The following is a 21,470-nucleotide window of genomic DNA, read 5'->3' on the forward strand; positions in this document are numbered from 1 at the left end:
CGTCGGCGTTCAGCTCGGCGGCGAGGCGGGCGACGACATGCGGCGCGCACCCGAGGCCCCGTTGGAGCAGGTCGTCGATGAGCAGCTCGATCGCCGCGGGCGCGACGAAGAGCGCCGACGACGCAGTCGTACCCTCGATGCCGATCCCCCTCAGCTTCGCGGGAGGCGATCCCGCGAAGCCGAGCGTATCAAACGGCGATCACTCCGCGGTGTCGTCTGTGCGGTAGGGGTCGGCGTCGCCGGCGTGCGACGCCGAGGACGCGAGCTTGGCGACATCCGCATCGCGCTGCTGCGCCTCACGGAGCAGCGCTCCGATGTGATCCGCGTTCTCCGGGAGCGCGTCCGGGATGAACTCGAGCGTCGGCACGAGTCGCGTGCTGAGCTGACGTCCGACTTCGGAGCGCAGCATGCCGGTCGCCGAGGTGAGCGCTGCACCGCTGGAGATGCGCTCCTCCTCCGTGCCGAGCACCGTGTAGAACACGGACGCGTGCTGGAGGTCTCCGCTCACGCGGACGTCGGTGATGGTGACGAAGCCGAGGCGCGGGTCGCGCAGCCCCTTCTCCAGTCGCTCGGCGAGGATCACGCGGATGCGGTCCGCGAGACGAGCCTGTCGTTCGCCTGCCATTGTTCTCTCCCTGTCCAGGAACCCTCAGGGCGTCCCCCGCCTCCGTGCTCCGAGAGGAGCAGGAGCGAAGGACGCCCGAAGGTGTGTGTCGAATTGATCAGCCGCGAGGCTTCTCGATGAGCTCGGTCGTCTCGATCTCGTCACCGATCTGGATGTCGTTGTACTTGCCGAGGCCGATACCGGCCTCGTAATCCGTACGGACCTCGGTGACATCGTCCTTGAAGCGACGCAGCGACTCGATGGCGAGACCATCGGCGATGACGACGCCGTCGCGGATGACGCGGGCCTTGGCGTTGCGCGTGATCGTTCCCGACCGCACGATGACACCGGCGATGTTGCCGAACTTCGAGGAGCGGAACACCTCGCGGATCTCGGCGACGCCCGACTGGACCTCTTCGTACTCCGGCTTGAGCATGCCCTTGAGCGAGCTCTCGATCTCGTCGATCGCGTTGTAGATGACGGAGTAGAAGCGGATGTCCACGCCCTCACGAGCGGCGCGCTCGCGTGCCTTCGTGTCGGGACGGACGTTGAAGCCCACGATGATCGCGTTGTCGATCGTCGCCAGGTTCACGTCGGACTCGGTGATCGCACCGACACCGCGGTGGATGATGCGCAGCTGCACCGAGTCGTCGACCTCGATCTTGAGGAGTGACTCCTCCAGCGCCTCGACGGCACCGGAGACGTCACCCTTGATGATGAGGTTGAGCGACTCGACCTTGCCCTCTTCGAGAGCGCGGGTGAAGTCCTCGAGCGAGATGCGCTTGCGAGCCTTGGCCAGCTGGGCGTTGCGCTCGACGGCCTCACGCTTCTCAGCGATCTGGCGCGCCATGCGGTCTTCCTCGGTGACGATAAACACGTCGCCGGCGCGGGGCACGGAGTTCAGACCCTGCACCTGGACCGGACGCGACGGGTAGGCCTCGAGGACCTGCTCGCCGTTCTCGTCCGCCATCGCCCGCACACGGCCGTAGGCGGTGCCCGCGACGATCGCGTCGCCGACGCGGAGCGTTCCGGACTGGATGAGCACGGTGGCGACCGAGCCGCGACCCTTGTCGAGCTTCGCCTCGATGGCGACACCGCGCGCGGCCTTGTTCGGGTTGGCGGTCAGGTCGAGACCGGCATCGGCCGTGAGGAGGACGGCGTCGAGGAGGTCCTGGATGCCGGTGCCGGCGCGAGCCGACACGTCGACGAACATGACGTCTCCACCGAACTCCTCGGCGACCAGGCCGTACTCGGTGAGCTGCTGACGCACCTTCGAGGGGTTGGCCTCCGGCTTGTCGACCTTGTTGACCGCGACCACGATCGGCACGTTCGCCGCCTGAGCGTGGTTCAGGGCCTCCACCGTCTGCGGCATGATGCCGTCATCGGCCGCGACCACGAGGATCGCGAGGTCGGTGACCTGCGCACCGCGGGCGCGCATGGCGGTGAACGCCTCGTGACCCGGGGTGTCGATGAACGTGACGGCGCGCTCGACGCCCTCGTGCTCGGTCCACACCTGATACGCACCGATGTGCTGGGTGATGCCGCCGGCCTCGCCCTCGATGACGTTGGTCTTGCGGATCGCGTCGAGAAGGCGGGTCTTACCGTGGTCGACGTGACCCATGACGGTGACGACCGGCGGACGGATCTCGAGGTCGTCCTCGCTCTCCGCCTCCAGCTCGGCCTCGAGGTCGAGCCCGAAGCCCTCGAGGAGCTCCTTGTCCTCGTCCTCGGGCGAGACCATCTGGATCTTGTAGCCGAGTTCCTCGCCGAGCACCTCGAACGTCGCCTCGTCCAGCGACTCGGTGGCCGTGGCCATCTCGCCGAGGTTGAAGAGGATGGTGACGAGGGTTCCGGGCTGGACCGTGTAACCGGTCAGCGTCTCGATCTTGTCGGCGAAGTCCGCGATGGAGGCGCCGCGGCGCATGCGGATGACCTCTCCGTTGCCGCGGGTGACGTTGACGCCACCGACGACCGGAGCACTCCGCATCTCGAACTCTTGCCGCTTCGCCCGCCGCGACTTGCGCTGCTTGCTCTTGCCGCCGCCCTTGCCGAAGGCACCTGCGGTACCACCGCCGGGGCCACGGCCACGACCGCCACCGCCACCGGGACGACCGGCGAAGCCGCCACCGCCGCCGGGACGAGCACCGGGACCGCCGGCACCGCCGGGTCCACCGGCACCGCCGGGACGACCGGGGCCGCCCGGACGCTGCTGGAACGGAGCACCGGGACGACCGCCCTGACCGCCGCGAGGGGCGCCGGGACGGGGCGAGCCGGGACGAGGAGCACCCGGACGGGGTGCACCGGGACGCGGAGCCTGCGGACGCGGGATGTTGCCGGGCGTCGGACGCTGGCCCATGCCCTGCGCGGACGCGAAGGGGTTGTTGCCCGGGCGCGGACCGGCCGGACGCGAGCCCATCCCCTGCGCAGAGGAGAAGGGGTTGTTGCCCGGGCGCGGTGCGCCGGGAGTCGGTGCGCTGCCCTCAGCGGGCGCGGATGCTGCCGGCGCTGCGGGCGCGGGAGCCTCTGCCACGGGGGCAGGGGTCGGCGCGGCGGGCGCAGGTGCCTCGGCCACCGGGGCAGGCTTAGGACCGGGCTTCGGGCCCGGGGTCGGAGCCGGCTTGGCAGTCGAGCTGCTGCCCGGCTTCGCCGCTGCTCCAGCGGCAGGCTTCGCCGCGGGAGCAGCAGGAGCTGCACCCTTGAGCGAGCTGTCGGCCTCGATCGCCGCGCGCAGCTTGCGCGCCACCGGCGGTTCGATGGTCGAAGACGGGCTCTTCACGAACTCGCCGAGTTCCTTGAGCTTTGCAAGTGCGATCTTGCTGTCGACGCCGAGTTCGGCGGCGATCTCGTGTACGCGTGGTTTACCAGCCACAATTCTCCTGTCTGAGTCGGTCCACCCAGACAGGGCAGACCACTAGTCGCGGACGGGTCTCATTTCGAGCCGTTCACTTTGTTTCCATAGCTGTTCAGCCTTTGTTTCTTGGTGGGTGCTGTTCGAAGGTCCGCGTGTCCAGCTGAGTGGTCACACGCAGTGCGCGCCCGAAAGCTCGTCGCCGCAGAGCGGCTTCCATGCATTCGGGTGTCGGATGCACCCACGCGCCGCGCCCCGGCAGGACAGCACGCTCATCGGGGATGAGGGTGTCGTTCTGGGCAACCACCCGGAGAAGGGCGGAGCGGGGAGCACGCGTGCGACAACCGACGCACGTTCGTACGGGTTCCATCTTACACCTGCGTTTCACCCCGCCTCGCCCGCTCCCGGGCGTGGCGGAAGGCCGAAGTCCGGTCAGTCGAGGACGCTGTCCGGCTGGATGTCGATCTTCGCTCCCGTGAGCTTGGCGGCCAGGCGGGCGTTCTGCCCCTCCTTGCCGATCGCGAGCGACAGCTGGTAATCCGGCACCAGGGCACGGACGGCCTTCGTGTTCGCATCCAGCACGAACGAGCTCGTCACCTTCGCGGGCGAGAGCGCGTGTGCGACGAACGTCGGGAGGTCGGTGTCGTAGTCGACGATGTCGATCTTCTCGCCGGCGAGCTCCTCGGTCACCGCGCGCACGCGACGTCCGAGTTCGCCGATGCAGGCGCCCTTGGCGTTGATCGACGGGTCGTTCGCCTTCACCGCGATCTTGGTGCGGTGACCGGCCTCGCGGGCGAGCGCCACGATCTCGACCAGACCGGCCGCGATCTCCGGCACCTCGAGGGCGAAGAGCTTGCGGACGAGCCCGGGGTGCGTGCGCGAGACCGTGATCTGCGGTCCCTTGAGCCCCTTGGCGACGCTCGTGACGTACACGCGCAGGCGCGAACCGTGCGTGTACTCTTCACCGGGCACCTGCTCCTCCGGAGGAAGGATCGCCTCGACGGTGCCGAGGTCGACGTGGATCATGCGCGGGTTCGGACCCTGCTGGATCACACCTGCGACGATGTCGCCTTCCTTGTCCTTGAAGTCGCCGAGCACGACGTCGTCCGCGATGTCGCGCAGCCGCTGGCTGATGACCTGCTTCGCGGCGAAGGCGGCGATGCGGCCGAAGTCGTCCGGCGTGGCGTCCTCTTCGCCGATGATCGCACCCTCGTCGTCCTTGACGACCTGCAGCACGGCGACGTGGCCGGTCTTGCGGTCCAGGTCGACGCGCACGCCCTCAGGGGTGACGCCGTCCGCCGAGACGTGCTTGGAGTACGCGGTCAGGATCGCCTGCTCGATGATCGCGACGAGCTCGTCGAAGGGAATCGCCTTCTCCTTCTCGATCCCTCGCAGCAGACTCAGTTCGATGTCCATGACGGCCTCCCTATTCAGCTCTCGTCGCGCCTGTTCGCACGCGCGACATCCGTACCACGATACCGTGCCGCGACGCCCTGCGGCGATCCGTGCACGCTCAGGGTCGGTGGGATCCCGCGCGGACGGCATCAGTCCTTCGACGCGGACGGAAGCGCGTTGATCGCGCCGATCAATCGGAACAGATTGCCCACCTGACGCTGGTCCAGGTGCAGCATCAGTCGCGGCAGGTCGAGCTTGTCGTCGTCGGCGACCTCGGGCTGCCGAGGCGCGGTCCGCTGGATCCGGCCCGACGACAGCATCGTGGCGAACTGCTCGTTGAGCGCGTCGACCTCGGCATCCGTCGGCTCCGCCTTCAGGCGCAGCACCAGTGCGTCGCCCACCCACCGCAGCGAGTCGTAGTTGCGCCAGAAGCCCGTGATCTCGGCACGGGCGGCGTCGATCGAATCCGTGATCACCACGCGGTCGAAGTCGCCCTCCGAGATCACCCCCGTCGGCGCCAGGTGATCGTCGATGAAGCTCCGCAGCCCCTGCCAGAAGGTGCCGCCCGGCTCATCGAGGAGCACGATGGGCGTCGGCTCCGCCTTCCCGGTCTGCTGCAGGGTGAGCAGCTCGAACATCTCGTCGAGTGTGCCGAAGCCTCCGGGAAGGCAGATGAATCCGAGGGATTCCTTGATCAGCATGAGCTTGCGCGTGAAGAAGTACTTCATCGCCACGACGTGGTCCTGACCCGCGACGAACCCGTTCGGCTTCTCCTCGAACGGCAACCGGATCGAGACGCCGAGCGACAGCGCGGGACCGGCGCCCTCGGATGCGGCCTGCATGATGCCGGGGCCGGCGCCCGTGACCACCATCCACCCGTCGCCCGCCAGCGCCGCCGCGACGTCCCGCGCGGTCACGTAGAGGGGATCGTCCTGACGCGTGCGAGCAGAGCCGAACACCGTCACCTTCGGAACCCCGCGGAACGGCGCGAACAGGCGGAACGCATCGCGCATCTCCGCCAGCGCCGCCGAGGCGATCTTGAGATCGAGCCGGTCGGCGCCGTCCTCGCCCAGCAGGATCGCAGTGCGCAGCATCCGCATCACCAGACGGCGATCGGTGTGCACTCCCGCGTCATCGAGGACGTTGTTGATCTCGGCACTGAGGGCTTCGGGGAGCGGTTCGTCGATCATGTCTCCAGGGTGTCACGACCGGCCTGCGCCCGACTCGGCGCAACGCCGGTTCACCCATCCGCCGCGAGGAGTTCATGGGCGCATCACGGATCCGGCTCCGCTGTCAACGCCCGTGACACCGCCCGCAGACGGCGAGACCATGCCGCCATGACTGAGATCACTGGGACTGAAGCCCTCGCCCGCGTCGCCGAGCTCGTGGCTGACATCGACATCACGATGCTCACCACCGTCGACCGCGAGGGGAACCTCGTCAGTCGCCCGATGTCGACCCGCCAGATGGACGACGCCGGTGACATCTGGTTCTTCACTGCCCAGGACACCGAGAAGGTGGATGAGGCGCAACAGCACCCGCACGTCGGACTCTCCTACTGCGACGCCAAGGGCATGCGGTACGTCTCCGTCGCCGGCACCGCCGTCGTCGTGCACGATCGAGCCAAGATGGAGGAGCTGTACTCGCCGTCGCTGGAGGTCTGGTTCGCCGACGGGCTCGACACGCCGGGCATCGCCCTGCTCCGAGTGACCCCGACCGTCACGGAGTTCTGGGAGCTCGCGAAGGGCCGGATCGCGATGGCCGCGGGTGCCCTCACGGCGCTCGTCACCCGGGGCACTCCCGACGACGACATCATGAATCACGGCCGCATCGTCTGCTGACGATGCGCCCGTGATCGGTCAGCGCGCGGAGAGGCGCGCCACCACGTCATCGACCGAGACCGCATCGCGGTCGCCGGTCGCGCGATCCCACAGCTCGACCTGGCCGTCGGCCGCGCCGCGTCCGACGATCACGATCTTCGGCACGCCCACCAGCTCTGCGTCGCCGAACTTCACGCCGGGCGAGACCTTGGGGCGGTCGTCGTAGAGCACGTCGAGGCCTGCTGCCTCGAGCTGCGCAGAGATCTTCTCGGCCACGTCGAAGGCCACCTGGTCACGGCCCGCGGCGACGACCTGCACGTCGAACGGCGCGACCGAGGCCGGCCAGATGAGGCCCTTGTCGTCGTTGTTGAGCTCGGCGATGATCGCGAGGATGCGGGTCACGCCGATGCCGTACGAACCCATCGTCACCGTGACGAGCTTGCCGTTCTCGTTCAGCACCTTGAGGCCCAGAGCCTCGGCGTACTTCCGTCCCAGCTGGAAGACGTGTCCGATCTCCATGCCGCGGGCGAGCTCGACCGGACCCGAACCGTCGGGCGCGGGGTCTCCCGCACGCACGTTCGCGATCTCGACGATGCCGTCGGCCACGAAGTCACGACCGGCGACGACCGAGTGCGCGTGCTTCTCATCGACGTTGGCACCGGTGATCCAGCTCGTGCCCTCGCTGACACGCGGGTCGACCAGGTAGCGGATGCCGGTGGCCGATTCCTCGCCGAGCACGGCGCCCGTGGGCGACCAGGGGCCGATGTAGCCCTTGACCAGCAGCGGGTTGTTCTCGAAGTCGTCTGCTGTGGCCGTCTCGACCTCGGCGGGAGCGAACGCCACCTCGGCGCGCTTCTCGTCGACCTCACGGTCGCCCGGGATGCCGACGATCACGAGCTCGCGGGTGCCGTCGAGATGCGTGAGCGCGAGTACGACGTTCTTCAGAGTGTCGGCCGCCGTGTACTCCCCCTCGAGCTCGCGGTTGCTGTGCGCGACCAGCGTCTCGATGGTGGGCGTGTTCGGCGAGTCGAAGATGACCGGTGCCGCGTCCGCATCGAAGGCGATCGCCTCGGGGACCGCCGTCGTGAAGGCCTCGACGTTCGCGGCATACCCGCCTGCGCTGCGCACGAAGGTGTCCTCACCGACCGGCGTGGGGTGCAGGAACTCCTCGCTGCGGGATCCACCCATCGCGCCGGCATCCGCCTGCACGATGACGTACTCGAGCCCCAGCCGCTGGAAGATGCGCTCGTACGCGTCGCGCTGCGCCTGGTAGCTCACGTCCAAGCCTTCATCCGATGAGTCGAACGAGTAGGCGTCCTTCATCGTGAACTCGCGGCCACGGAGCAGGCCGGCGCGCGGACGGGCCTCATCGCGGTACTTGTCCTGGATCTGGTAGATCGTCAGGGGCAGGTCCTTGTACGACGAGTAGAGGTCCTTCACCAGCAGCGTGAAGGCCTCTTCGTGCGTCGGGGCGAGAAGGTAGTCGCCGCCCTTGCGGTCCTGGAGGCGGAACAGCAGGTCGCCGTACTCCTCCCACCGCCCGGTCGCCTCGTACGCCTCGCGCGGCATGAGCGCCGGGAAGTGCACCTCCTGGGCACCGGCCGCGGACATCTCCTCGCGGACGACGGTCTCGATCTTCGCCTTGACGCGCAGACCCAGTGGCAGCCAGGCGAAGATGCCCGCTGCCTGCGGGCGGATGTACCCGGCCCGGATCAGCAGCTTGTGGCTGGCGACCTCTGCGCCTGCAGGGTCTTCACGGAGTGTGCGGAGGAAGAAGTTCGAAAGACGAGTGACCACGGAGCAAGTCTAGTGAGCCGTGGTCACTCGTCTTCGACGGGGTCAGTTGAGCGCGGGGAGGTTTGCCGGCACGACACCGCCGGCGTACAGGTCGGCAGCGAGCTCCTGCAGTGCGGTGAGCGCGACGCGCTGCGGCAGCGGCCCGTAGGAGATGCGTGCGACGCCGAGCTTCTCGTACTCGGAAGCTGCGAGAGCGCCGGGCAGTCCGATCACGCTGACCTTGCGCTCTCCGATGCCCTCGACGAGCTGTCGCGTGACGTTCATGTCGAGGATGCCCGGCACGAAGACGGCAGTGGCTCCGGCGTCGAGGTAGGCCCGGCCACGCTGGATCGCATCGGCGATGCTCTCCTGGATCGGACGGTGGCCGGCACGGACGAATGCGTCGGTGCGTGCATTGAGGGCGAACGGCACGCCCTCGGCTTCGGCGGCCTTGACGATCGCCTCGACCGCCGCGACGGATTCGTCGAGCGGCTTGAGCCTGTCCTCGACGTTCGCGCCGACGACACCCGCGGCGATGGCGAGGCGCGTGGTCTCCCCCGCGTCGCCGTAGCCGTCGTCCAGGTCGGCCGAGACGGGAACGGCGACCGCTGCGGCGATTCGACCGACCATGTCGATCATGACCTCGCGCGGGGTCGCGCCGTCGTCGTAGCCGAACGACGCGGCGATGCCGTGCCCGGCGGTGGCGATCGCGGTGGTCTCGGGGAGCGCGGCGACGGCGCGAGCGGACACGACGTCCCACACGTTCACCACGCGGAGGATCTCCGGCGCGTCATAGAGTCCGACGAGGGTCTGGGCCTTCTCTGCAGTGGTCATATCTCCACGCTAACGCCCGACGGTGGTCGCGGGGCCGGATGCGAACCCCGCCTAGTGTGGTCCCATGCCTCAGCGTCGATCCCACGTCGCCCCCTCCGCCGCACAGACCGAGCTGGCAGCCGCGCTCACCGCGCTGCGCGAGTCGTCCGAGGCACCGACCGAGTTCCCCGCCGCCGCCGTCGCAGAAGCCGAGCGCGCCCGGGCGACGCCGCCGGACCTCGACCTGCGCGACATCCCGTTCGCGACGCTCGACCCGGAGGGGTCCCGCGACCTCGACCAGGCGTTCCACCTGGAGCGAGCGGGCACCGGTTACACCGTGCGATACGCGATCGCCGACGTCCCCGGGTTCGTCGTACCGGGCGGAGCGGTGGATGCCGAGGCCCGACGACGCGGGCAGACGCTGTATGCCGCCGATGGCACGATCCCCCTGCACCCGCGCGTTCTGAGCGAGGATCGCGCCTCGTTGCTCGCAGACGTCGACCGGCCGGCCCTGGTGTGGACATTCGCGCTCGACGCCGCCGGAGTCGTCTCCGAGTTCCGCCTGGAGCGCGCGCTGATCCGCTCGCGCGCGCAACTGGACTACGCGACGACGCAGGAGTCGCTGGACCGCGGCGACGCCGGACCGGCGGCTCTGCTGCCCGAGATCGGTGCGCTGCGCCTGGAACAGGAGCGGTTGCGGGGCGGCGCGAGCCTGAACCTTCCGGATGAGGAGGTCGTGCGAGCGGCGGACGGCTCCTACGCGATCGAGCGGCGGCGTCCGCTTCCCGTCGAGGAGTGGAACGCGCAGCTCTCGCTCATGACGGGGATGGCGGCAGCATCGCTGATGCTCGAGGCCGGAGTGGGGATCCTCCGCACGATGCCGGAGCCCGACGACGCGGCCTTCGCGACGTTCCGACACCAGACCGAGGCGCTGGGCCGCCCGTGGACGACGGGGACGTACGGCGAGTACCTGCGCGGACTCGACCGCAGCGATCCGATGACACTGCCCGTGCTCGAGGCGGCGTCATCGCTGTTCCGCGGTGCGGGATACCTCGTGTTCGACGGCGACGCTCCGCAGCACGCGACACAGGCGGCCATCGGTGCGCCCTACGCGCACACCACCGCTCCCCTGCGCCGGCTCGTCGACCGTTGGACCTTGGCGATCTGTCTGGCCGTCTCCGCGGGCGATCCCGTACCGGAGTGGGCACGGACGTCCCTCAGCAACCTTCCCCAGCTGATGCAGGAGTCCGGCCAACGCGCATCCCGCCTGAACTCCGCGACGATCAACCGTGTCGAAGCCGCGCTCCTGACCCCGTTGGTCGGTACGACGATCGAGGCGACCGTGATCGAGCTGCGCGGCGAGCGCGCCGCCGCGCAGATCGCGGAGCCCGCGGTCACGGCGACTGCTCCCCTCCCCGCGGGCGCGAAGCCGGGAGACGTCGTGCGCCTGCGCGTCGTCCGGGCCGACATCGCCCGGGGCGAGGTGGAGTTCGCTTCCTGAGCGCGTCTCTACGCGGGTGTCGCCGTCGTCGTCATGACGAGGAGCTGCGGGTCGCTCAGGTCGAGGGTCACCGTGATCGCGGCGAACTCCGCAAGAGACGACACGTGAGTCCCGCCGCACAGGATCACGGCCTCGCCCTCGGGGAGCTCGCAGTGCCAGCGGCGCCGATCCACGATCGTCGGGCCGTCCGTCGCGATTCGACTCGGCGCCGCCGACGCGACCCACGCGGCGAGCTGGGTGTTGATCCGCCCCTGCCGTTCGGCGAGGGTCGCGGCGAAGGTCTCCGTGTCGAACCCGGCGCGGCGCAGGCTCTTGCCCAGACGGTACTCGTCGACCGCGCCGTCCTCGTGGATGCGACTGGACTGATTCGCCCGGCCTTCGAAGTCGGGGTTGCCGAGCGCGTCCTCGCCCGGGTCCTTGCGCCAGAGGTCGGCGAGCGCCAGGTCGAGCGCGAGGGAAGCGAGGTGGCAGGCGGTGTGCCCGCGACTCAGGCCTGCACGTCGTGCCACATCGACCGACAGCTGCACGGTCGCGCCCGCGGACACTCCAGCCGGGGCGTCACCGACGACGCGGTGCCCGACGAGCCAGGTCCAGCCGTCCGCCCCGCGCTTGACCGGGATGGCACTTCCGACGGCGAACTCGCCCTCGTCCGAGACCGCGGCCATGAGCGCTTCGCTGACCTCCAGTGACTCGCCGTCCGTCGACAGCGTGCCGGCATCACCCGGCTGGTCGGGCCAGGTGTGATCCACCGGGTGGAATGGTGTCGCGTCCACGACGACGACCGTCCCTTCGGGCGCGCTCTCGATGCGGAGGACAGTCCCCGCTCCCTTCACAGCTCCCTCGGCGAACGTCACGATGGTGGGCGACGACATGGATCTCCTCGGATTCGACGGGGCAGGGCGGAGCCGGAAGGTCGGCGCGGGGCTCAGTGCGACGGCGGGATGGTGAAGCTGGCGAGCTTGTCACCATCGACGACGAAGATGCCGTCGGACTCGCCGTTGAAGACGCTGCTGGACCAGCCGAAGCGGATGCGCGTGGTGTCGCCCTCCGTCGAGGCCGAGAGCACGGTCATCCGCGCGCCGGCGCCGATCGCATCCGAACCCGCCCACGACCGCACACCCTCGGGTCCGGCCTTGACGGTCCCCCAGTCGCTGACGAACCCGTCCGCCGCGAAGGCGTTCACGAAAGCCTCGGTGTCGGCGGTGTTGATCGCGTCGATCATCGCCTGGACGGGTGCGGGCAGAGCGGATTCCGACATCGACGTACTCCTTCTGGTGCGGTCAGACCGTGACGACCTGGGCGGTGCCGAGCGGCGCCTCCGGGCCCATCTCGGCAGCGATCCGGTTGGCCTCTTCGATCAGGGTCGCGACGATGTCCGCCTCTGGCACGGTCTTGATGACCTCGCCCTTGACGAAGATCTGACCCTTGCCGTTGCCGGATGCCACGCCGAGGTCGGCCTCTCGGGCCTCGCCCGGGCCGTTCACGACGCAGCCCATGACGGCCACCCGGAGCGGGACCGTCATGTCCTTGAGCCCCTCGGTGACGTCTTCCGCGAGCGTGTACACATCGACCTGGGCGCGACCGCACGACGGGCACGAGACGATCTCGAGCTTGCGCTCGCGCAGGTTCAGCGACTGCAGGATCTGGTGGCCGACCTTGACCTCCTCGGCCGGCGGGGCGGACAGCGAGACGCGGATCGTGTCGCCGATGCCCTCGCCGAGCAGGATGCCGAATGCCGTCGCACTCTTGATCGTGCCCTGGAACGCCGGACCGGCCTCGGTCACGCCGAGGTGCAGCGGCCAGTCGCCGCGCTCGGCGAGCTGGCGGTAGGCCTTGACCATCACGATCGGGTCGTTGTGCTTGACCGAGATCTTGAAGTCGTGGAAATCGTGCTCCTCGAACAGCGACGCCTCCCAGACCGCGCTCTCGACGAGAGCCTCGGCGGTCGCCTTGCCGTACTTGGAGAGGATGCGCCGGTCGAGCGAGCCGGCGTTGACCCCGATGCGCAGCGAGACTCCCGCGGCCTTGGCAGCCTCCGCGATCTTTCCGACGTTGCCGTCGAACTCGCGAATGTTGCCCGGGTTCACGCGCACCGCACCGCACCCGGCATCGATGGCCGTGTAGATGTAGCGCGGCTGGAAGTGGATGTCGGCGATCACGGGGATCTGGCTCTTCATCGCGATGATCTTCAATGCGTCGGCGTCGTCCTGATGCGGCACGGCGACACGAACGATCTCGCAGCCGGAGGCCGTGAGCTCCGCGATCTGCTGCAGCGTCCCGTTGATGTCGGTCGTCTTCGTGGTCGTCATCGACTGCACGCTCACCGGAGCATCGCCACCCACGAGCACCTTGCCCACCTTGATCTGGCGGGACTTGCGGCGGGGGGCGAGGACTTCGGGGATCTTCGGCATTCCGAGGTTCACTGCTGGCACGCCCCAAGCCTACGCCGCCAGGATGCGTGAGGGCTGGATGTCCCGTCCCGCGTCACGCACCCGGGACGGACATCGTCGGTGTGGTAGTTTCGGCCCATGCTCGCGAACTTCACCTGGTGGCCTGCCTTCTAGGCGGTGTGTTCGCGTTCCCACGAATCCAGACCGCCTCCGGGGCGGTCTTTTCGTTGCGCCGAGCCGGAGCACTGCACAGGAGACACCGATGACCCTCTCACGACTCGCCCAGCTCAGCGCCGATCCGACCTCATCGTTCGTGCTGATCGCGCGCGACGGCGCCGACACCGTCGAGCTGCTCAGCGGCGAGGTCGTCGACGTCGACCTGCTGGCCGACATCCCGCTGACGGTCGACGGCGCCCCGCGCGAGGTGTTCGCCATGGTGCCGTATCGCCAGGTCCGCGAGCGCGGCTTCGTCGCCCAGGACGACAGCGCTCCCCTGCGGTGCGTGATCGTGGACGAGCACCTCCACCTGCCGACGCCTGAGCTGCTCGACGCGCTCCCGAGCGATCCCGTGCCGCTGCACGACGACGGCTTCGACATCGCCGATGCGGACTACGCCGCGATCGTCGAGAAGGTCATCGCGGAGGAGATCGGCCGAGGCGAGGGCGCGAACTTCGTGATCCGCCGCGACTTCACCGCGCGCATCGACGGCGACGAGCGCACGGCCGCGCTCACCTGGTTCCGTGCCCTGCTCACGCACGAGCGCGGCGCGTATTGGACGTTCGCCGTCTTCACCCCCGGCCACATCGCGGTCGGCGCGAGCCCTGAAGCACACGTGGTCGCACGCGAAGGCGTCGTCACGATGAACCCGATCTCGGGAACGTTCCGGCACCCGGCCGGCGGTGCCACCAAGGAGACGCTGATCGACTTCCTGGCCTCCACCAAGGAGACCGAGGAGCTGTTCATGGTGGTCGACGAGGAGCTCAAGATGATGAGCGCGGTGTGCTCTGACGGCGGACGGATCACCGGTCCGCACCTCAAGGAGATGTCGCGACTCACGCACACCGAGTACATGCTCCGGGGTCGCAGCGCACTCGATCCGCGCGACATCCTGCGCGAGACGATGTTCGCGCCCACCGTCACCGGTTCCCCGATGCAGAACGCCTGCGCAGTGATCCGGCGCCACGAGCAGAAGCCCCGCGGCTACTACTCCGGCGTCGCGGCTTTGTTCACGCCGAACACGGACGGTGGCCACGACCTCGACGCGCCGATCCTGATCCGCACCGTGTATCTGCAGGACGGCGAACTGCGCGTCCCCGTCGGCGCGACGCTGGTGCGGCACTCCGATCCGCTCGGCGAGGTCTCTGAGACGCACGGCAAGGCGGCCGGCGTGCTGGGAGCGATCGGAGCGATCGACCGGGACCGGGTGGCCGAGGCCCGCAGCGATGCCGACGCCCCCGGCGAGGAGCACGCGCTGGCGGATGACCCGGCCGTCGCGGCGCTGTTGTCGTCGCGCAACGCCCGGCTCGCGGAGTTCTGGCTCAACCCGCAGGGCGAGGAGTTCACCGGTCCGTTCACCGGACGCACCGCGCTCGTGGTCGATGCCGAGGACCGTTTCACGACCATGCTCGCGCACCAGCTGCGCCATCTCGGCCTCGATGTCGTCATCGCCCCCTGGAGCGAGGTCGACGATGCCGCTGTGGATGCGGCCGGTCTGGTCGTCGCAGGGCCCGGGCCCGGCGATCCTCGAGACGCCACGAGCGCTCGTATCGCCCGCATGCGCGACGTGGTGGCCCGTCGGCTCGACGCAGGCACTCCCCTGCTCGCCGTGTGCCTGAGCCACCAGATCCTCGCAGACCGCCTCGGCATCGCGCTCACCCCGCTGGATGCCCCGCACCAGGGACTGCAGAAGGCGGTGCCGGTGTTCGGCGAGGAGGCCTCGATCGGGTTCTACAACACCTTCACTGCGCGGGTCGCGCCCGGTGCGACCGTGGTCGGCGCCGCGGAGGTGTCGGCGGACGAGGCATCCGGCGACGTGTACGCCCTCCGTGGCGCGCACTTCGCATCCGTGCAGGGGCACCTCGAGTCGATCCTCTCGCGCGACGGCATCCGGACGCTCGAACGCCTCGTCTCCCACGCACTCGCCTGAGTCGGCGTGCGTCCGTAGCCGCCACTCAGAGGTCGATACGTCCGCGAGAGCGGAGCAGGCGGCGCTCGGCCTCGTTCGCGGTGAGCTCATGAGCCTCGCGGAGGGCGAGAGCGGCCTCCGCCTCGCGACCGAGGCGACCGAGCAAGTCAGCCCGCACCGCGTGCCACAGGTGGAACCTCTGCAGTTCGTCTCTGAGTCCATCCACAACGGCCAGCGCGCCGACGACATCCCCGGTCTCACCGATCGCAACCGCCCGGTTCAGCCGGATCATCGCCGAGGAGTCATACCCGAGCAGCATGTCGTACAGCACGAGGATCTGCGGCCAGTCCGTCTCCGCATAGCGCCGGGCATCCGCGTGACACGCCGCGATCGCCGCGTGGAGCTGCCAGCGTCCGGGGCGACGAAGGGCTGCCGCCACCGCGAGCGCACGGTGCGCCTCGGCCTGGAGCGCGGCATCCCAGCGCGACCTGTCCTGATCCGCGAGGAGCACGATGTCGCCGTCGACCGATCGAGCGGACTCCCTGCTGCGGTGGAACTTCAGCAACGCGACCAGTCCCCACGCCTCGGGTTCGCCGGGAAGCGCCTGCGCGACCACCTCCGCCAACCACAGGGCATCCTCGGCGACGTCCCGGTCCGCCCCGGCATCTCCTCCCGGCACGAGATGCGCCTCGTTGTACATGACGGAGATCACGGTGAGGACCAGGTCCAGACGCGGCGCCCGTTCCGCGCCCAACGGCACCCGCAACGGGATCCCCGCCGCCCCGATCTTGCGCTTGGCCCGGACGATGCGCTGTCCGACCGCGGTCGGCGTGCTCACGGTCGCCTTCGCGATCTGCTCGGTGGTGAGTCCGCACACCGCCCGCAGCGTGAGGGCGAGTTGCGCGGACGCCGTCAGTGCCGGGTGACAGCAGCCGAACAGCAGCGGAAGGCGCTCGTCGCGCTCGCTCTCCTCCGCCGGGACGGTGGTCGCCAGGATCTCGAGCTTCTGCCGATACCGCTTGTCGCGGCGCAACCGGTCGAGCGCATTGTGACGTGCTGCCACGGTGAGCCATCCGGCCGGATTCGCCGGGATCCCCGTCCGACGCCATTGCACCAGCGCCTCGGCGACAGCGTCCGCCACCGCCTCCTCGGCGAGATCGAAGTTGCCGAGCGACGACGTGAGTGCCGCGGTGATCCGTGCCGACTCGGCGCGGACGACCCTGCTGAGCGCACGATCGGATGCCGCACCGAGGGGCGGCACGGCATCCGACTCGTTCACTGCTCGAACTGGCTGTAGTCCGTCACGATCGGCCGGATCTCGACCGACGTGCCCTCGAGCTCCAGCATCGGCCACGTCCGCGCCAGCGCGATCGCCGCATCCAGATCGGGGACGTCGATGATGCTGAAGCCGCCGACCGCCTCGCGTGCTTCGGTGAAGGGGCCGTCGACGACGACCGACCCGTGGGCGCCATGACGCACAGTGGTGGCCGCATCGACGGGCTGGAGCTCGGCCCCGCTGTCTTCGATCGCCTCCGCGTTGTCCTGGAACCACTGATAGACGCGTCCGTAGACGTCCTGCGCGACCTCCGGGGCGACGGCGGCATCGTGCTCCGGCGTCGAGGTGAACATGATGACGTACTTCATGAGGTTCGTCCTTTCGTCATGAGAACCGTTTCACCCGCACAGCGAACGGACAAGGACGATTTCGACATCACCCGAGAAGATTCACCGGATTGAACAGGTCGGCGACCAGGAGCAGGGCTCCCATCGCTATCAGCAGCACCGCGACGACCACCGTCAAGGGCACGAGCTTCGTCGCATCGACCGGGGCCGGAGGAGGCCTGCGGAAGAGCTTCGCCCACGCGCGCTTGATGCCGTCCCACAGCGCGACGACGATGTGGCCGCCGTCGAGCGGCAGCAGCGGGATGAGGTTGAACACGAACAGCGCGATGTTCAAAGAGCCCAGCAGACCCAGCAGCACGGCGAACCGGTTCAGGATCGGTGCATCGGTCGCGGCGACCTCCCCCGCGAGACGCCCGACGCCGACCACGCTGAGCGGTCCGTTCGGGTCGCGCTCACCGCCGGTCACCAGCGACACGCCCACATCCCAGAGGCGCACGGGAAGCGTGACGATCAGGGACGCGACCCTGGCGACGTTGTCTGCTGCCATCTCGGGGCCCGCGGTGAGGGGCTGCTGCACGTAGCCCATCTGCGCGCCCATGCCGACGTAGCCGACCTCCTTGACGACCGGATCGCCGTCGTCGTCGAGCACCGGCTGTCCGCTGGCATCGGTGATCGCGCGCTGCGCGGCGATCGGCGTGATGCTCAGCGACTTCTCCGTGCCGTCGCGCCGCACGACCATATCGAGTGTCTCACCGGGCGCCGCCTGCACGATCGCGGTGGCCTCGGCGAACGTCGACACCGGCGTGCCGTCGATCGAGACGATCACGTCACCGGGCTTGATGCCGGCCTCCGCCGCGGGCGACTCCGGATCGTCGGCCGTGCACTCCGTCGCCGTGGAACCGGCCGGCACCACGCACTGGGTGACCGAGGCGATCGTGGTGGTGCCCTGCTGCACACCGATGCCCGAGACCAGGACCGTGAAGATCACGGTGGCGAGGATCAGGTTCATCAGCGGACCGCCGAGCATCACGACGACGCGCTTCCACACCGGAAGCCGGTAGAAGACGCGATCCTCGGCCCCTTCGGCGATCGTCTCGTCGTTCGCGGTCCGCGCATCCTGGATCAGTGAGCGGAAGATGCCCGACGCCGGTGCCGCCTTCTTCGATGCCGGATACATGCCCGACATGGAGATGAACCCGCCCAACGGCAAGAGCTTGAATCCGTACTCGGTCTCGCCGATGCGCTTGGACCACAGGCGCGGCCCGAAGCCGATCATGTACTGGCCGACGCGCACGCCGAAGAGCTTGGCGGGGACGAGATGGCCGACCTCGTGCAGGCCGATCGAGAGGCCGAGGCCGATCAGCATGAACAGGATGCCGCCCACATAGAGCAGGATTTCCACGTGCCAACGCTAGTGCCCTCAGCTAGGAATCCGCCCGGCGACCTCGGCCCGGCTAGGCTGACTCCGTGACTTCTCGGCAGCTGCGTCTGGTGCGCGCCGCCGCCGTCTCCGCCGTGGCCACGTTGATCGCCGCGGTCTCGCACACGATCGGTGGCGGTGCCGCCCCGCATCCGCTGCTCATCCTCGCGGTCGCGACGCTGCTCACTCCCCTGTCCGCGCTGCTGGTCGGCGCACGGCAGTCACGCGGTCGCGTCGCGTTCGCGGTGCTCGGATCGCAAGCACTCTTCCACCTGCTGTTCCAGGTACTGGGCTCTCCCACCGGCGCCGCGTCGAACGTCGGACACGCACACCACCTCGACCTGGCCGCGCTCGATCCGGTCGCACCGGTCGCCTCGCCCGGCGCGATCATGCTGTTCGCGCACGTCGTCGCCGCCCTGCTCACCACGCTCTTGGTCTGGCACGGAGAGAGCCTCGTGCGACTGGTCGCCCGATGGGTCGAAACGCTGCTGCGACGGTCCGTGCCGGTCGCGCCCGTGGAGCACCGGCGTCCGTCCCCGCCACGGGCGACGGCTCTCGCCTCGCTCGACGCCGCGGTCACCGCCGCCTTATCGCGGCGCGGTCCCCCTCTGCTCGTGCGCGACTGATCCGTCGCATCGGAGTCCGCCGCCCTCTCTGGGCGGCAACACCCTTTCGCCGGGCGGTGCCATCGAGGCGCGCCCGCATTTCGAGCACACAGGAGAATCCCGCATGTCCCGCAACACCCGCACCCGCACCACCCGCACCCGTCGTACGGCTCTCACCACCGCCGGCATCCTCGGCGGCGCCGTCCTCGCCCTCGCCGTCCCCACACTGGCCAGCGCCCACGTGGGCGTCAGTCCCGACGAGCTCGTCGCCGGAGACCACGGTGTCCTCACGTTCTCCTTCTCCCACGGCTGCGACAACTCGCCGACCACGGCGCTGCGCATCACCATGCCGGAAGGGCTCACCTCGGTCGCGCCCACGATGGACGGCGACTGGAGCATCCAGGTCGAACGCGGTGATGACGGCCTGGTCAGCGCGATCACCTACACCGCGCTCACCCCCGTGCCCACCGACCTGCGCGGTGCGGTGAGCATGTCGGTCGGACTCGACGAGAACACCCCCGACACCCTGGCGTTCCCGGTCGTGCAGGAATGCGTCGAGGGCGCGACGGAATGGACGCAGCTCGCCGAGAACGGCGAGGATCCGCACAGTCTGGATGCGCCGGCTCCCGTCGTGTCGGTCATCGCCGCGCCCGCCGGAGGTCACGACGAACACGGCGCGTCCGACGCCCCCACGGACGCCCCTGCTGCGGCACCGTCTGCCGACCCGCTGGCGATCGCCCTCGGAGCAGGCGGGCTCGTGGCCGGCGTCGCTGCGCTCGTCGTCGCGGTGCTCGCCTACCGGCGCCGCGCCTGAGCCTGCGCACGACCCCTCGTCTGCCGTGATCCAGCGCGCGAGGGGTCGTGCCGCAGAGGAGTTCGCACGGCCGTCATGAGATCATGGATCCGACATGTCGATTGAACAACAACCGAGCCTGCCTCCCGTGCTCCGCCCCGCGAACCCGCCCCGGCGTGAGCTGTCCGAACTCGCTTCCCGTTTCGCCCGCCGCGTGCGCGGCGATATCGACGGGATCACCCTCACCGGGATCACCCTCGCGACCGCGGACCTCCGCGCGGGCGAGGCCTTCGTCGCGATCCAGGGCGTCAACCGGCACGGCGCCGAGTTCGCCCCCACGGCCGCCGAGAAGGGTGCCGTCGCCGTCATCACGGACGAACCCGGTGCCGCCCTTGCGGAGCCTGCGGGCCTTCCGATCCTCGTGGTCGACGACCCTCGCGCCGTGCTCGGCGATCTGAGCTCCTGGGTGTACGGCACCGGCGCCGATGACCCTCTTCCCCTTCTGTTCGCCACCACCGGCACCAACGGCAAGACGAGCGTGTCTCATCTGCTCGAGGGGATCCTCGACCAGATGGGCGTGGTCACCGGGCTCTCGTCCACGGCCGAGCGTCACATCGCCGGCGAGATCATCGTCTCCCGCCTGACCACGCCGGAAGCCTCGGAGATGCACGCGCTGCTCGCACTCATGCGTGAGCGCGAGGTCGAGGCCGTCGCCGTCGAGGTCAGCGCGCAGGCGCTGTCGCGTCACCGTGTCGACGGGCTCCGCTTCGATGTCGCCGGCTTCACGAATCTGAGCCATGATCACCTCGACGACTACGCCGACATGGAGGAGTACTTCGAGGCAAAGCTGCCGCTGTTCCGCCCCGACCGGTCGAAGCGCGGTGTGATCTGCCTCGACTCCCCCTCGGGTGCCGTGGTCGTCGAGCGCGCGGAGATCCCCGTGGTCACGGTCGGCACCCCGTCGATCGCCGCTGATCCGGTCGCGGCATCCGACGCCGACTGGGTCGTCGTTATCGACGACGAGCGTGCCGCGGGAACGACGTTCACGATGACCGGACCCGCGGGTTCGCTCACGACGACGGTGCCGGTGATCGGGCCGCACATGGCGGCGAACGCCGCCCTCGCGATCGTGATGCTGCTGGAGGGCGGCTACGCCTGGACCCGCATCGTGGAGGCGCTCACCCGCGACGGCGGCATCAGGGCCTACCTCCCCGGACGCACCCAGCTCGTCTCGGGAGAGCGGGGACCGGCCGTCTTCGTCGACTTCGGTCACTCCCCCGACGCGTTCGAGAAGACGCTCGCTGCCGTTCGGCGCGTGACACCCGGCAAGGTGCTGATGCTGTTCGGCGCCGATGGTGACCGGGATGCGAGCAAGCGGTTCGACATGGCACGCACGGCCGTCGAGGGCAGCGACATCCTCGTCGTGACCGATCACCACCCCCGGTTCGAGGACCCGGCGTCCATCCGGGCCACGCTCGTCGAAGGTGCCCGCCGAGCCCGACCCGATGCCGAGATCCACGAGGCCTCGCCGCCCGAGAACGCCATCGTCACGGCGGTCGGGCTGGTCGGCGACGGCGACGCGATCTTGTGGGCCGGACCCGGCCACCAGGACTACCGCGACATCCGCGGGGTGCGCACCCCCTACTCCGCGCGCGAACTCGCCCGTCGAGCGCTGCGTGCCGCAGGATGGCCCGTCCCCGACTCGCGCTGGCCGGTTCCCTACCCCGACGAGGACTGACCCGTGTCTCGGGCGGCGG

At 69.3% G+C, this 21,470-nt stretch carries 19 protein-coding genes; 6 read left to right on the plus strand and 13 right to left on the minus strand.

The features are described from left to right. Nucleotides 1-199: 199 nt before the first annotated feature. The 5 genes from rbfA to WFM69_RS08320 form a co-directional block, all read right to left on the minus strand. Nucleotides 200-625 (minus strand): 30S ribosome-binding factor RbfA, encoded by a 426-nt coding sequence (rbfA, locus tag WFM69_RS08300; RefSeq protein WP_337003531.1) that lies wholly within the window; start codon nucleotides 623-625, stop codon nucleotides 200-202. Nucleotides 626-722: 97 nt separating this feature from the next. Next, nucleotides 723-3,473: a translation initiation factor IF-2 gene (infB, locus tag WFM69_RS08305; RefSeq protein ID WP_337003533.1), complete on the minus strand. Its 2,751-nt coding sequence runs from the start codon at nucleotides 3,471-3,473 to the stop codon at nucleotides 723-725. A gap of 94 nt (nucleotides 3,474-3,567) precedes the next feature. Next, nucleotides 3,568-3,822, minus strand: a complete 255-nt coding sequence (locus WFM69_RS08310; RefSeq protein ID WP_105668474.1) for a YlxR family protein — start codon at nucleotides 3,820-3,822, stop codon at nucleotides 3,568-3,570. A 62-nt stretch (nucleotides 3,823-3,884) separates the two neighbouring features. Then, on the minus strand, nucleotides 3,885-4,868 hold the full coding sequence (gene nusA / locus WFM69_RS08315; RefSeq protein WP_337003536.1) for a transcription termination factor NusA: 984 nt from the start codon (nucleotides 4,866-4,868) through the stop codon (nucleotides 3,885-3,887). Between the two features lie 128 nt (nucleotides 4,869-4,996). Then, a complete protein-coding gene (locus tag WFM69_RS08320) occupies nucleotides 4,997-6,037 on the minus strand; it encodes a TIGR00730 family Rossman fold protein (protein WP_337003537.1) in 1,041 nt (346 codons plus the stop codon). Nucleotides 6,038-6,184: 147 nt separating this feature from the next. Between WFM69_RS08320 and WFM69_RS08325 the strand changes: the two genes are divergently transcribed. After that, nucleotides 6,185-6,688, plus strand: a complete 504-nt coding sequence (locus WFM69_RS08325; RefSeq protein ID WP_337003539.1) for a pyridoxamine 5'-phosphate oxidase family protein — start codon at nucleotides 6,185-6,187, stop codon at nucleotides 6,686-6,688. Between the two features lie 18 nt (nucleotides 6,689-6,706). On the opposite strand, the gene WFM69_RS08330 is transcribed toward WFM69_RS08325, so the two are convergent. Then, nucleotides 6,707-8,464: a proline--tRNA ligase gene (locus WFM69_RS08330; protein WP_337003541.1), complete on the minus strand. Its 1,758-nt coding sequence runs from the start codon at nucleotides 8,462-8,464 to the stop codon at nucleotides 6,707-6,709. Between the two features lie 42 nt (nucleotides 8,465-8,506). Then, entirely contained in the window at nucleotides 8,507-9,277 is a 771-nt protein-coding gene (locus tag WFM69_RS08335; protein WP_337003543.1) for an isocitrate lyase/PEP mutase family protein, read from the minus strand. Between the two features lie 64 nt (nucleotides 9,278-9,341). Between WFM69_RS08335 and WFM69_RS08340 the strand changes: the two genes are divergently transcribed. Then, entirely contained in the window at nucleotides 9,342-10,757 is a 1,416-nt protein-coding gene (locus tag WFM69_RS08340) for an RNB domain-containing ribonuclease (protein ID WP_337003545.1), read from the plus strand. Nucleotides 10,758-10,765: 8 nt separating this feature from the next. Here WFM69_RS08340 and WFM69_RS08345 read toward each other — a convergent pair whose 3' ends face one another. Genes WFM69_RS08345 through ispG form a run of 3 tightly spaced genes read right to left on the minus strand, consistent with a single transcriptional unit; the run spans nucleotide 10,766 to nucleotide 13,168 of the window. Next, complete coding sequence (locus tag WFM69_RS08345) at nucleotides 10,766-11,629, minus strand: hypothetical protein (RefSeq protein ID WP_337003547.1); 864 nt, start codon at nucleotides 11,627-11,629, stop codon at nucleotides 10,766-10,768. Between the two features lie 53 nt (nucleotides 11,630-11,682). Beyond that, nucleotides 11,683-12,015: a nuclear transport factor 2 family protein gene (locus tag WFM69_RS08350; RefSeq protein WP_337003549.1), complete on the minus strand. Its 333-nt coding sequence runs from the start codon at nucleotides 12,013-12,015 to the stop codon at nucleotides 11,683-11,685. Between the two features lie 22 nt (nucleotides 12,016-12,037). Continuing rightward, complete coding sequence (gene ispG / locus WFM69_RS08355) at nucleotides 12,038-13,168, minus strand: flavodoxin-dependent (E)-4-hydroxy-3-methylbut-2-enyl-diphosphate synthase (RefSeq protein WP_337003653.1); 1,131 nt, start codon at nucleotides 13,166-13,168, stop codon at nucleotides 12,038-12,040. A 241-nt stretch (nucleotides 13,169-13,409) separates the two neighbouring features. On the opposite strand from ispG, the gene WFM69_RS08360 reads away from it, so the two are divergent. Next, nucleotides 13,410-15,293 carry a chorismate-binding protein gene (locus tag WFM69_RS08360; RefSeq protein WP_337003551.1) on the plus strand — a complete coding sequence of 628 codons (1,884 nt, stop codon included), beginning with the start codon at nucleotides 13,410-13,412 and terminating at the stop codon, nucleotides 15,291-15,293. 25 nt (nucleotides 15,294-15,318) lie between these two features. On the opposite strand, the gene WFM69_RS08365 is transcribed toward WFM69_RS08360, so the two are convergent. From WFM69_RS08365 to WFM69_RS08375, 3 genes are all read right to left on the minus strand, one after another. Continuing rightward, nucleotides 15,319-16,551 carry an RNA polymerase sigma factor gene (locus WFM69_RS08365; RefSeq protein WP_337003553.1) on the minus strand — a complete coding sequence of 411 codons (1,233 nt, stop codon included), beginning with the start codon at nucleotides 16,549-16,551 and terminating at the stop codon, nucleotides 15,319-15,321. Beyond that, entirely contained in the window at nucleotides 16,548-16,916 is a 369-nt protein-coding gene (locus WFM69_RS08370) for a YciI family protein (protein WP_337003555.1), read from the minus strand. Before WFM69_RS08370 ends, WFM69_RS08365 begins: the two co-directional genes overlap by 4 nt. Before the next feature lie 67 nt (nucleotides 16,917-16,983). Beyond that, the gene (locus WFM69_RS08375) at nucleotides 16,984-18,297 is read right to left on the minus strand and encodes a M50 family metallopeptidase (RefSeq protein ID WP_337003557.1); all 1,314 of its coding nucleotides are present in this window, start codon (nucleotides 18,295-18,297) and stop codon (nucleotides 16,984-16,986) included. Nucleotides 18,298-18,362: 65 nt separating this feature from the next. Here WFM69_RS08375 and WFM69_RS08380 point away from each other — a divergent pair, with 65 nt between their 5' ends. From WFM69_RS08380 to WFM69_RS08390, 3 genes are all read left to right on the plus strand, one after another. Beyond that, the gene (locus tag WFM69_RS08380; RefSeq protein ID WP_337003559.1) at nucleotides 18,363-18,941 is read left to right on the plus strand and encodes a hypothetical protein; all 579 of its coding nucleotides are present in this window, start codon (nucleotides 18,363-18,365) and stop codon (nucleotides 18,939-18,941) included. 103 nt (nucleotides 18,942-19,044) lie between these two features. Next, nucleotides 19,045-19,734: a YcnI family copper-binding membrane protein gene (locus WFM69_RS08385; protein ID WP_337003561.1), complete on the plus strand. Its 690-nt coding sequence runs from the start codon at nucleotides 19,045-19,047 to the stop codon at nucleotides 19,732-19,734. 94 nt (nucleotides 19,735-19,828) lie between these two features. Beyond that, nucleotides 19,829-21,451, plus strand: coding sequence for a Mur ligase family protein (locus WFM69_RS08390; RefSeq protein ID WP_337003563.1), 1,623 nt, complete (start codon nucleotides 19,829-19,831; stop codon nucleotides 21,449-21,451). The last annotated feature ends 19 nt before the right edge of the window (nucleotides 21,452-21,470 follow it).

The sequence above is a fragment of the Microbacterium sp. LB12 genome (assembly GCF_037150835.1).
Taxonomy (GTDB): Bacteria; Actinomycetota; Actinomycetes; order Actinomycetales; family Microbacteriaceae; genus Microbacterium.